Source organism: Rhizobium sp. BR 315, assembly GCF_050577975.1.
In the GTDB taxonomy this organism is placed as follows: Bacteria; Pseudomonadota; Alphaproteobacteria; order Rhizobiales; family Rhizobiaceae; genus Rhizobium; species Rhizobium miluonense.
In genome coordinates, this window is record NZ_JARWKZ010000004.1 from 17,207 (window position 1) to 28,962 (window position 11,756).

At 59.0% G+C, this 11,756-nt stretch carries 15 protein-coding genes; 8 read left to right on the forward strand and 7 right to left on the reverse strand.

What is annotated here, in order from left to right; genetic code table 11:
* Position 1: 1 nt before the first annotated feature.
* From QD409_RS06145 to QD409_RS06160, 4 genes are all read left to right on the forward strand, one after another.
* Complete coding sequence (locus QD409_RS06145) at positions 2 to 1,903, forward strand: ABC transporter ATP-binding protein (RefSeq protein ID WP_430762095.1); 1,902 nt, start codon at positions 2 to 4, stop codon at positions 1,901 to 1,903.
* 143 nt (positions 1,904 to 2,046) lie between these two features.
* Entirely contained in the window at positions 2,047 to 2,553 is a 507-nt protein-coding gene (locus tag QD409_RS06150; protein WP_430762314.1) for a winged helix-turn-helix transcriptional regulator, read from the forward strand.
* A 17-nt stretch (positions 2,554 to 2,570) separates the two neighbouring features.
* Entirely contained in the window at positions 2,571 to 3,836 is a 1,266-nt protein-coding gene (fabF, locus tag QD409_RS06155) for a beta-ketoacyl-ACP synthase II (protein ID WP_430762096.1), read from the forward strand.
* 59 nt (positions 3,837 to 3,895) lie between these two features.
* A complete protein-coding gene (locus tag QD409_RS06160; RefSeq protein WP_430762097.1) occupies positions 3,896 to 4,315 on the forward strand; it encodes a DUF4864 domain-containing protein in 420 nt (139 codons plus the stop codon).
* 179 nt (positions 4,316 to 4,494) lie between these two features.
* Here QD409_RS06160 and QD409_RS06165 read toward each other — a convergent pair whose 3' ends face one another.
* From QD409_RS06165 to coaD, 7 genes are all read right to left on the reverse strand, one after another.
* Entirely contained in the window at positions 4,495 to 5,400 is a 906-nt protein-coding gene (locus QD409_RS06165; RefSeq protein ID WP_092855260.1) for a cell wall hydrolase, read from the reverse strand.
* Positions 5,401 to 5,697: 297 nt separating this feature from the next.
* Complete coding sequence (locus QD409_RS06170; protein ID WP_092855259.1) at positions 5,698 to 6,081, reverse strand: VOC family protein; 384 nt, start codon at positions 6,079 to 6,081, stop codon at positions 5,698 to 5,700.
* Positions 6,082 to 6,325: 244 nt separating this feature from the next.
* The gene (gene tgt / locus QD409_RS06175; RefSeq protein ID WP_430762098.1) at positions 6,326 to 7,456 is read right to left on the reverse strand and encodes a tRNA guanosine(34) transglycosylase Tgt; all 1,131 of its coding nucleotides are present in this window, start codon (positions 7,454 to 7,456) and stop codon (positions 6,326 to 6,328) included.
* 6 nt (positions 7,457 to 7,462) lie between these two features.
* Entirely contained in the window at positions 7,463 to 8,548 is a 1,086-nt protein-coding gene (queA, locus tag QD409_RS06180; protein WP_430762099.1) for a tRNA preQ1(34) S-adenosylmethionine ribosyltransferase-isomerase QueA, read from the reverse strand.
* Positions 8,549 to 8,622: 74 nt separating this feature from the next.
* Positions 8,623 to 9,123, reverse strand: a complete 501-nt coding sequence (locus QD409_RS06185; RefSeq protein ID WP_092855253.1) for a peptidylprolyl isomerase — start codon at positions 9,121 to 9,123, stop codon at positions 8,623 to 8,625.
* 132 nt (positions 9,124 to 9,255) lie between these two features.
* On the reverse strand, positions 9,256 to 9,828 hold the full coding sequence (locus QD409_RS06190) for a peptidylprolyl isomerase (protein ID WP_092855252.1): 573 nt from the start codon (positions 9,826 to 9,828) through the stop codon (positions 9,256 to 9,258).
* Positions 9,829 to 9,857: 29 nt separating this feature from the next.
* Positions 9,858 to 10,370 carry a pantetheine-phosphate adenylyltransferase gene (gene coaD, locus QD409_RS06195; RefSeq protein WP_092855250.1) on the reverse strand — a complete coding sequence of 171 codons (513 nt, stop codon included), beginning with the start codon at positions 10,368 to 10,370 and terminating at the stop codon, positions 9,858 to 9,860.
* 201 nt (positions 10,371 to 10,571) lie between these two features.
* On the opposite strand from coaD, the gene QD409_RS06200 reads away from it, so the two are divergent.
* From QD409_RS06200 to QD409_RS06215, 4 genes are all read left to right on the forward strand, one after another.
* Positions 10,572 to 10,796, forward strand: coding sequence for a hypothetical protein (locus QD409_RS06200; protein WP_430762100.1), 225 nt, complete (start codon positions 10,572 to 10,574; stop codon positions 10,794 to 10,796).
* Between the two features lie 91 nt (positions 10,797 to 10,887).
* On the forward strand, positions 10,888 to 11,046 hold the full coding sequence (locus QD409_RS06205; RefSeq protein WP_430762101.1) for a hypothetical protein: 159 nt from the start codon (positions 10,888 to 10,890) through the stop codon (positions 11,044 to 11,046).
* A 39-nt stretch (positions 11,047 to 11,085) separates the two neighbouring features.
* Entirely contained in the window at positions 11,086 to 11,220 is a 135-nt protein-coding gene (locus tag QD409_RS06210) for a hypothetical protein (RefSeq protein WP_276307824.1), read from the forward strand.
* Between the two features lie 133 nt (positions 11,221 to 11,353).
* Positions 11,354 to 11,620 (forward strand): hypothetical protein, encoded by a 267-nt coding sequence (locus QD409_RS06215; protein WP_430762102.1) that lies wholly within the window; start codon positions 11,354 to 11,356, stop codon positions 11,618 to 11,620.
* The last annotated feature ends 136 nt before the right edge of the window (positions 11,621 to 11,756 follow it).

Sequence of the window (11,756 nt, forward strand, 5' to 3'; positions counted from 1 at the left end):
GATGTCGGAAATTACTGAAACCGAGCGCAACGATGTGCGCGAGGATGGGCGTCGCCCTCCCCGTGCTGTAGTCGGTTCGCATCGCGTCGAAGAGGAAATCTTCGGCAAGGTCTTCGACAGCAAGATCATTCGCCGCATCTGGGCCTTCGTCAGCCCCTATCGCAGCCAGGTCTATATTTCCGTGGTTGCGGTACTGCTGTTCACGGCGTCGCAGATCGTCATTCCGCTAGTCATCCGTCACGCGATCGACAATGCCATGGCGCCTGGCGCCATCGATTATTCGGCACTCTGGGTTTCATTGGCGATCTTCTCGGCGGCGATCCTCGTCAATTACGGCGCAAGCTACGTGCAGGAGACCTATGTTGGCCAGGTCGCCGAAGAAGTGTTGTTCGACATACGCCGGGCGATGTTCGCGCATCTGCAGCGCGTCTCGCTCTCCTTCATGGACAAGACGGAAGTCGGCCGGTTGATGTCTCGCCTGCAAGGCGACGTCAACTCCATGCAGGAATTCCTTGAAACGTCTGTGCTTTCTGTCGGCGACATTGCCCTGCTCTTCGGCATCGTCGTCGTCATGCTGTCGCTCGATTTCCGGCTCGGCCTGCTGACGCTTTCCGTCATGCCGATCCTCTTCATCGTCCGGCTGTTCTGGCTGCCGAAGGCGCGTGTCGCCTTTATGAACGCGCATGAGACGAATTCCGTCACCAATGGCGCGCTGGCGGAAGCGATCCACGGCGTGCGCGCAGTCCAGGGCATGCATCGGCAAGACGTCAATTTTGCTCTTTTCGACGACAAGGCGCATGCCAATCTGCAATCGCATCTGACCGCGGCACGCTATGCCCAGGTCATGGTCCCAATCGTCGATACCCTGACCGGCATGGCGATGGCGATCGTCATCATCGTCGGCGGCTCGATGGTTCTGAACCACAAGCTCGATGTCGGCATCATGGTCGCCTTCCTGTTTTACATTCAGCGCTTCTTCGATCCGATCCGTTCCCTGACCATGCAGTATTCGGTCATGCAGCGCGCCATGGCTTCGGGCCAGCGCTTGACGGAGGTGCTGGATGTTCCGATCGACATCAAGGATGCGCCCGACGCCAAGGAGCTTTCGCGCGATATGGATGGCTCCGTCGAGTTCCGCGATGTCGTCTTCGGCTACAATCCCAAGCATCCGGTGCTGAAGAATGTCAGCTTCAAGGTCAATCCCGGGGAGACCGTGGCGCTGATCGGCCCGACCGGTTCGGGCAAGTCCAGCTCCATGGCGCTCATCCATCGCTTCTACGACGTGCAGCAGGGCCAGGTGCTGGTCGGCGGCCATGATGTGCGGTCCCTCACCCAGGATTCGCTCGGCCGACAGATCGCCATGGTGCTGCAGGAACCATTCCTCTTCACTGGCTCGGTGCTGGAAAACATTCGCTACAACAAGGAAGAGGCGACGCGCGAGGAAGTCATCGAGGCCGCCAAGGCGGTCGGCGCGCATGAGTTCATCATGAAGCTGCCTGATGGCTACGACACCGTTCTCGGCGAACGCGGCGGCGGCCTTTCACTCGGGCAGCGCCAGCTCGTCAGCTTCGCCCGCGCACTTGTCGCCGATGCCAAGATCCTCGTGCTCGACGAAGCGACCGCGAATATCGACAGCTACACCGAAATGCTGATCCAGAAGGCGCTGGTGAAGCTGCTGGAAGGCCGCACGGGCCTTGTCATTGCACACCGTCTGGCCACCATCCGCGAAGCCGATCGCATCATCGTGTTGCAAAACGGCCAGCTTCTCGAAAGCGGCAACCACAACCAGCTGATGGCCAACGGCAAGCTCTATTCGAAGCTTTACAACCTCAATTACGCATCCTTCGACGATATTCCGGAGGAAGAGGTGACGACCTCCGTACCGGCGGAATCGCAGACCTAGGCTGCTCTCAGCCACAAACCAATCCACGGCGGGGCTCGCCTTTCCAGGGGAAGGCGAGCTTTTTTGTCATCGTGGGTTACTTGATCTAAGCTTCCATATAGTAACTTGCATCATGATAGTTACTCATGCTATCTGCCCTACCCATGCAAAGAACGAGCTTCAGCACCTTCAAATGCCCCGCTGCCCGTGCGCTCGAAAGCGTCGGTGACTGGTGGAGCATTCTGATCCTGCGCGATGCGCTTCAGGGATTGAGCCGGTTCGATGAATTCCAGAAAAGTCTCGGCGTCGCGCCGAACATATTGACGCGTCGGCTCAAGCATCTGACGGACGAAGGCCTGTTCGAACGGCGTCTCTATCATGAGCGGCCGCCGCGCTACGAATATGTGCTGACCGACAAGGGCCGCGACTTCTTCCCCGTTCTGATGGCGCTTTTCACCTGGGGTAATCGGCATCTGCCGCCCGAAGAGATCGCCGTGCGGCTCGCCGACGCCAATACCGGCGAAGACCGCGAGCCGCTTCTCATAGACCGAGTCACCGGCCGCCCCTTTCAGCCCGAGGACACGATCCTCGTGCCGGGGCCGGCGGCCGATGACGCCGTTCATAAGCGCATCGCCGAGATGAAAGCATGGTTTATGGGCTTCGACGCCTGACCAAATAGGAGCAAAATATGGATCGTATCGTCGTCACCGGCATGGGACTGGTTTCGCCCTTGGGCGTGAGTGTCAACGCAAGCTGGAAACGGCTGATCGAGGGGCGCTCCGGCCTCAAGCTTCTACCTGAGAAGATGGTGGGCGATCTCGCCGCCAAGGTTGGCGGCGTTGTCCCCGATATAGCAGAGGACGCCGAAGCCGGCTTCGATGTCGATCGTTACGTGCCGGTCAAGGACCAGAAGAAGATGGATCGCTTCATCCTCTTCGCCATGGCGGCTGCCGAGGAAGCCATCCTCCAGGCCGGGTGGCAGCCGACTGATGTTGGCGAACTGGAGCGGACCGCAACGGTGATCGCATCGGGTGTCGGCGGCTTTCCGGCCATCGCCGATGCGGTGCGCACGGCTGAAACACGCGGTGTCAGACGGCTGTCGCCCTTCACCGTTCCCTCCTTCCTCGTCAATCTCGCCGCCGGCCAGGTCAGCATCCGCTATGGATATAAGGGGCCGCTTGGGGCGCCGGTTACGGCCTGTGCTGCCAGTGTCCAGGCCATCGGTGACGCTGCGCGGCTGATCCGCGCCGGCGAGGCCGATGTTGCCATTTGCGGAGGAGCGGAAGCCTGCATCGACAAGGTGAGCCTCGGAGGCTTTGCCGCCGCGCGTGCACTTTCCACCGGCTTCAGTAATCGGCCGGAGGAAGCTTCTCGCCCGTTCGACAGCGCTCGCGATGGCTTCGTCATGGGCGAAGGCGCCGGCATGCTCGTCATCGAGACACTGGAACATGCGTTGGCCCGTGGCGCGACGCCGCTTGCCGAACTTGTGGGGTACGGCACAGCGGCGGACGCCTATCACATGACAGCCGGTCCCGAAGATGGCGACGGCGCTCGGCGGGCCATGCTTGCGGCCCTGTCTCAGGCCCGGATTTCCCCCGCCGAGGTCAAGCATCTGAACGCGCATGCTACGTCGACACCGGTCGGTGACCGCGGCGAGATGGAGGCCATAAAGACCGTCTTCGGCCGAAATGGCGCGATCGCCGTCAGCGGCACGAAGGCGGCGACCGGCCACCTCCTAGGTGCTGCCGGCGGCATGGAAGCGATCTTCACCATCATGGCGCTGCGCGATCAGATTGTCCCGCCAACCCGCAATTTGCAGGACCCGGATGCAGCGGCTGAGGGCATCGATATCGTCGGCGCAACAGCCCGGCCGATGACCATGGACTATGCGATCTCCAACGGCTTCGGTTTTGGCGGCGTCAATGCCAGCGCCCTCTTCCGCCGCTGGCAGTAACCACTGTCGCGGTGACGGGAAGCGCGCTATTCTGACCTCCACATAGCTGGAGGTCACCCATGCGTGCATTTCCCTTAGCTGCCATTCTATGTCTCGCCCTTGCTTCGACAACGCATGCCGAGGATCCTGTGCAAACAGCCCAGACCTTGATTCAGGCGCAGATAGGCGCCTTCCTGCATGATGATGCCGCTACCGCCTATTCCTTCGCGGCACCCGGCATCAAGGCGCTCTTCCCCGACAAGGACAGCTTCTTTGCCATGGTGAAGAAGGCCTATCAGCCGGTCTATCATCCCGGTAACTACGCCTTCGGCAAGAGCCGCGCGATCGACAACGGCGCCGTCGTCTATCAGGAGGTGATGATCACCGGCACAGACGGGAAAGATTGGACGGCAATTTATCAGATAACCCGCCAACCGGATGGCGGCTACAAGATCAACGGCGTGCAGATTCTTCGCAACACGGCGAGCCAAGGCATCTGAACAGCTTGAAGTGCCGGGACGCCGCGCGTTCGTCGCTGAAGACGATACGCGCTGGCTACTCGTTTGCGACCGCTTTGCTAGAGCGGTTCAGTTTTTCACGGAATCTGAGAGCCGCTCTAACTTCTTGTTTTTACGCAATTCCGGACGGAAAACCGCTGCGCACTTTTCCTCGAATTGCCCTAGCCGCGAATTCTAGGCGAAGTAGTCGAAAAATTGGCGCCAGTGCCCTGGAATTCCGGGCGCGGCTGCGGAATGACGACTGTCGAGACCGGCATCGGTGTCGCAGTCGGAGCCACGAAGGCATTCGCATCCGTGATCGGTCCTGAAATCGACATCGACGTGGGCGCCGGCGTCGGGATAGGAACCGCTGCCGGAATAGTCGCCGGCGCGGCCGATATGCTCACGGTCGGGTTCGAGACCGGCGTAAAGGTCGCAACGGACGGGGCCTGCTGCTGCAGCGGCTGCATTTCCGGCAGAACGAACGGAGACTGTGAGCCGCCTTGATTGGATACGTAATTCATCGCGACTTCGTAAGCAGGAAGCGGTGCCGGCGTCTGCAATTCGCCATCTCGACCGCGCTTCTCATAGAAGGCGTTTCCGCCGGCTATCGCGACATAGTGCATGTTATCGTAGGGGAACCGCAGGCCCTGGGTATGAAAAAACATCGCGTCCTTCACCTGGGGGTGCCGCTCACCGCGCAGGATCGCCGAAGCGGCGACGTCCAGATCCGGCTTTGCCTGATCCTTGACTTCCTTGGTCATCAAGCCTGGGGCAAACTGCCTTTCCTGAGAAACGACACCGCAGATCGTGGGCGGATAGGCACCGGAAGTCAGTCGGTTCATCACGACCGTTCCGACGGCCATGTAACCGCCCGGGTCGGAATGTTGCGATTCGAAATACATCACGCGTTCAAGACAATCCTTGTCTTTAGCGGTGTAGTTATACGTTACTTTCGCTGCACGAATGGGCTTCGTGGTATTGCGAGGGGTGGGTGTTGTCTTCTGTGTCGTCGTGCAGCTGGTGGCGGCCAGACCGACAACCAATAGCCCCGAAAGACATGTCCCGAATTTGCGTTGCGCCCTCAACGGCAAGTGCCTCCTATTTTCGGTAGTACAGCCCTTATCGATCAAGAAAATGCGTTTTAGCTGGATTTTTTTGAAATTCCAAGCGGCAACGCAATCAAATCAGCCAATGATATTTCTCAAAGGCGGATGGACCGTTTATTCCGATTCGCTATTTTTCCCAATGCTTTATTGTAACCAATGCCATTTCGAGACATGGCTGAAGACAGAGAATGCCTGGGGCAAGCCTGTTCCAGCTGGCTCAAAAGGATGTGCGTTAAAGATAGCGATCAATCGATAATAAAGGATTTACCAAACGCCTTAAGAGGTTTGACGCCATCCGATTTCGATGAGGATTCGTCCGGGCGCGAAGCAGTAGAACAGCCATCCGCCACGCACGGCGGCAGGCGGCTGCCAGACCTCGCCACCCGCCAGCCTGACCCTCTCATATTGCGCATCCACCGCCTCGCGGGACGGCAAGATGAAGCCGATGTGATAGGTATTGCGCCCGACCGCCACCGTATCGGCGCCGCCGAATTTCTCGATGGGATGGCTGATGACCAGTTCAAGCCCGGCATCGTCGCGCAGGATGGCGAGACCATTTGCACCGCGCGTCTCGACCTCGGTCAGGCCGAAGGCAGCAACAAGAAAATCCCGGGTCGCGGCAACATCGGGAACATGCAAATCCAAGTGGTTCAATCTCATGACAGCTCCAAGGGTTTTCCCGCGGAGACATGTCGGTCAAAAGCCCACGTCAACGCGGGACACTCGGCCAGAATGGCCAAGTTCCGCGTCGTGGGTTCTCACGCCAATGGCGTGGAGCAGAGCTTCCGAATGGAAGGGGTCGGGCTTACCGAAACCGACCCTGCCTTTTCCGACGGTTCGTCGATAGCGCGAAATCGCCTGACAGACAAGCGAACGCAAACTGTCAACTCGCCAGTGTCGGCGATTAGACTGGCTCGAGATCGCCTCTCGCCCAGTTCTCCTGCGTTTCGGCCATGAAATCAGCGAAGCGGCCTTCGGCGATCGCCTGGCGGATGCCCTGCACCAGTTCCTGGTAATAGGCGAGATTGTGCCAGGAGAGCAGCATGCCGCCGAGCGCTTCGTTCGCACGGACGAGATGATGCAGATAAGCGCGCGAATAATCACGCGAAGCCGGGCAGTTCGACTGTTCGTCCAGCGGGCGCATGTCTTCGGCATGGCGAGCATTGCGGATATTCACCTTGCCGCGCCGGGTGAAGGCCAATCCATGACGGCCCGAGCGGGTCGGCATCACGCAATCGAACATGTCGATGCCGCGTGCGACGGACTTCAGGATGTCGTCCGGCGTGCCGACGCCCATCAGGTAACGCGGCTTCTCCGTCGGCAGCTCAGGAAGAGTGATCTCGAGCATGCGCAGCATGACTTCCTGCGGCTCGCCAACGGCAAGGCCGCCGACCGCATAGCCCTTCAAGTCCATGCTGCTCAGCGCCTGCGCGGACCGGACACGAAGCTCCGGAACATCGCCGCCCTGCACGATGCCGAACATCGCCTTGCCGGGCTGGTTGCCGAAAGCCACCTTGCAGCGCTCCGCCCAACGAAGCGACATTTCCATGGCGCGCTCGATGTCCTTCGGCGTCGCCGGCAAGGCGACGCACTCATCGAGCTGCATCTGGATGTCGGAATCGAGCAGTCCTTGGATCTCGATCGATCGCTCCGGCGACATGTGATGCAGGCTGCCATCGACATGCGATTTGAAGGTGACGCCCTGCTCGTCCAGTTTGCGCAGACCTGAGAGCGACATCACCTGAAAACCGCCGGAATCGGTGAGGATCGGATGCGGCCAGCGGATCAGCTGATGCAGGCCACCCAAGCGGGCGACACGCTCGGCGGTCGGGCGCAGCATCAGGTGATAGGTATTACCGAGGATGATATCGGCACCCGTCTCGCGCACCTGATCGAGGTACATGGCCTTGACGGTGCCGACCGTGCCGACAGGCATGAAGGCCGGCGTGCGGATCGTCCCGCGCGGCATTGAGACTTCGCCGAGGCGCGCGCCGCCATCGGTTTTCTTCAATTGAAACTGAAAGCTCTCGCTCATTTCGTCCTAGTCTTTCCGGTAGAGCAGGCTGCCATCGCCATAGGAATAGAAGCGATAGCCCGTCTCGATAGCGTGGGTATAGGCCGCGCGCATCGTATCGAGGCCGGCAAAGGCCGATACGAGCATGAACAGGGTCGAGCGCGGCAGGTGGAAATTGGTCATCAGTATGTCGACGGCCTTGAAGCGGTAGCCGGGCGTGATGAAAATGCCCGTGGCAGCCTGCCAGGGCTTGATCGTGCCATCATCGGCGGCGGCACTTTCGATCAATCTCAGCGACGTGGTTCCGACGCAGACGATGCGCCCGCCCCTCGCCTTGACGGCATTCAGCTTTGCAGCGGTGGCGGCATCGACATAACCGATCTCGAAATGCATCTTGTGATCGTCGGTATCGTCGGCCTTGACGGGCAGGAAGGTACCGGCGCCGACATGTAGCGTCACAAAATGTCGCTCGATACCCATGGCATCGAGCGCGGCAAATAGCGACGGCGTGAAATGCAGGCCTGCTGTGGGTGCCGCAACGGCGCCCTCTTCACGCGCATAGATCGTCTGATAATCGGCGCGATCACGCTCGTCTTCCGGGCGCTTCGCCGCGATATAGGGCGGCAGCGGAATATGCCCTACGGTGGCGATCGCCTCATCGAGAGCAGGACCGGATAGATCGAACCGCAGAGTGATCTCGCCGCCCTCGCCCTTATCCTCGACCGTTGCGTCGAGCGTGCCGAGTGCGCAGACATTCTCGCCGTGGCCAAACTGGATGCGATCGCCGATCTTGATGCGCTTGCCGGGCTTGGCGAAAGCCTTCCAGCGATCAGGTGCAACACGCATATGCAAGGTTGCCGAAACCTGCTGGCCGGGAGCACCCTCGCGATGGCGAATGCCTTCCAGTTGCGCCGGGATGACCCTGGTATCGTTGAAGACCATGGCATCGCCAGGACGCAGGAAGGACGGCAGATCCCGCACCTGATGGTCGCTCAGCGTGTTTGCTTCGTTGTTCGGATCGACGACGAGCAGGCGCGCGCTGTCGCGCGGCTCGGCAGGCCTGAGCGCAATACGCTCGTCCGGCAAATCGAAATCGAAAAGGTCAACACGCATTCAACTCATCCAGGCAAAGCGAAACCCGCCCCTCACGCCGAGGCGCAAGAGGCGGGTTTCAGGAATAATCACGATCAGACGTCGGCGGCAACCCGCGCGGATACGATCGAATCCGGGTCCTTCACCGGCTCGCCGCGCTTGATCTTGTCGACATTGTCCATACCGGAGATCACCTGGCCCCAAACGGAGTACTGCTTATTCAGCCAAGGTGCGTCGGCAAAGCAGATGAAGAACTGCGAGTTTGCCGAGTTCGGGTTCTGCGAACGCGCCATCGAGCAGGTGCCACGAATATGCGAGGTCGCGGAGAATTCCGCCTTCAGGTCCGGCTTGGACGAGCCGCCCGTGCCGGCGCGAGCGGTGTTGCCGCCGACCTTGCCATGTTCGACATCGCCGGTCTGGGCCATGAAGCCATCGATGACGCGATGGAACACGACATTGTCGTAAGCCTTTTCGCGTGCCAGTTCCTTGATGCGGGCAACATGCTCGGGAGCGACCTGCGGCAGAAGCTGAATGACAACCTGGCCCTTGGTGGTTTCCAGGATGAGGGTGTTTTCTGGATCCTTGATCTCAGCCATGTTCGTTTCCTCTTTTCTCTTCTTGATTGCGCATGCCCCGAGCGCCGCGCGGCACTTTTGGGGTCATGTCGCCTGATTCAGCATGACCTTGCCCAAAGCCACAGAGGCATTCTGGGGATCATGCCTGTGAAATTACTTCTTGGTGACAGTGACCTTGATCATCTTGTCCGGGTTGCTCACTTCGCCGTTCTGGCCCTCGCCGCGCTTGATCTTGTCGACGAGTTCCATGCCGGAGACGACCTTGCCGACGACCGTATACTGGCCGTTCAGGAAATCGCCATTGGCAAACATGATGAAGAACTGCGAGTTGGCAGAATTCGGATCCTGAGCGCGCGCCATGCCGACAGTGCCGCGCGTGAAGGGTGTCTTGGAGAATTCGGCCGGAAGGTTCGGCAAATCGGAACCGCCGGTGCCGGCCTTGCCCGCATTATAACCCTTCGTCGTATTGCCGTACTGGACATCGCCGGTCTGGGCCATAAAGCCATCGATAACGCGGTGGAATACGACGTTATCATACGCCCCCTTCTTGGCCAGCGCCTCGATCTGCGCGACATGCTTCGGAGCAACCTCTGGCATCAGCTGGATGACGACCGGGCCGTCCTTGAGCTGGATCGTCAGAAGGTCCGCAGCAGCAGCCGAGATTGTGCTACCTGCGAAGGCGGCAAGGCTCAAAGCGCCTGCCATTGCGATATGAAAGAGTTTCATGGGTGCTCCGTTCGGAAATGGATTTCGGCTCAGCTTTTGGCGCTGGTCTTGTCTTTGAGTTTGGCGGTCAGGGCTTCCAGAACCGCCGGCGGCACGAAGGTGCTGACGTCACCGCCCATGGATGCGATCTGCCGCACCAATGTGGCGGTTATGGGCCGCGAAGCCGTACCAGCCGGCAGAAACAACGTCTGGATATCGGGCGCCATCTGCCTGTTCATGCCGGCCATCTGCATCTCATAGTCGAGATCGGTACCATCGCGTAGGCCGCGAACCAGCAAGGTGGCGCCATGGGCCCGGGCGGCGTCGACCACCAGATTTTCGAAGGCGACGACGGAAATGTCACCCGCCTTATGCGGCAAAGCGTCCGTAAGCGATCTGCGGATCAGTTCCGCTCTCTCCTCGAAAGAGAAAAGCGGCTTCTTGCCGGGATGAACGCCAATCGCCACAATGACTCTGGAGGCGACATTCAACGCCTGCACGAGGACATCCAGATGTCCGTTGGTCATCGGGTCGAAGGATCCGGGATAAAAGGCTGTCGTCATACCAGGCCGGCTCGTTGTTTCGACGCCTTTTGTCACGGATGGGGCAACATCGCAAGTTATTTGCAACCCGCAGGCTGCCTCTGAACCGCAGATGAATGCGGCATTCAAGCCTGTTTCAGATCGACAATGCATTACTGCCGCCAACATCAAGGCGGGCTGGTTTCAACGGCTCGCCGACCTCGGCTCTGGGAATGTCACGCCATGTTGGTCTTCATTATTACGGTCGCCATCGTCTGTTCATTTTTCGTCGAATACGTCGTTCATCTTTTCTGCGAAAAATACGAGATCGAATGGGCTGCTACGCCAGAAGCCGCGGAAAACGTGGATTCTGCCCAAGAAATCGTCATTGCCATGCGCAAAACGCATCGCGAATCTGAACGCCAGATGAACAAGGCATTCAAAGTCGCTTCAGGCACGCATTGCTAGATACCTCTCAACATCGGCGGAACCATTTGCAAACCGCTGCGTTTAAACTTCGAAACTCAGACTGCACATTGCGGCAAGAAGGAAGATGAGTATGTCCCACAAGATCACCCTTATTAACGCTGTTTGGATGACCATGATTACGGGAATGCTCGCGGCCACCATCGCACTTTACGATCAAAAACCCGACCAGTCGAAGATCTATGGTCCCTTTGCTTCGGCTCGTAACTTCATTGCCGTAAGCCAGTACTAAGGGATCTGAACGCTAGTCCCACCAAAGGAGGGAGCGATCATGTTCACGATTTTGACGATGCTTACACTGTTCATCAGCATCATGTTTGTCGTCTCCGTTGCATCCACTATTTCGGCGCTCCATCGCGAGAGCGAAGAGAGCAAGAGGCTGCATAAGCGTCACAAGACGCTCTGATCTCCTTATATCATTCACATCTCCCAAGTGCTTGACTGACCAAAAACCGGACGCCTCCAGCGTCCGGTTTTTTCATTCCAGCGACCGCTGCCAGCGCGAACCCATAAGCATCTACCATCGCACGAAGCTCGAGTTGGAGCGGATCCTGCAAGCGATGGCTTGTTCGGATTTGGAGGTGCGCGTTTTGCGCATGGCTCGCAGCTTTCCTGAGCCCAGCAATGTGATGGCTGCCTATCGCTTGCGTCGCGGGGCCGACGTCCGTGACGTCGCCGATGCCCATGCGGCGGCTTTGACGAATAGCGGCGATCAATTTCAACGGCACATTATTTCGGCCACCACGCCCTCCGAGCCGGAGGTTGGCGCTTTCGTTTCGGCTATGAGCAGGTATTGGCGCAATTAGACCGGGCTAGCCTCGACCTATTGCCGGCTTTTTCCGCCGACAAAAGGCGACTCGAATAAAGGGCACCGGACATCTTTGAAATTTCAGGCGCCTGATATTCGGCACTGATCCAAAAGAAATCGCCTAAGACTGCTTT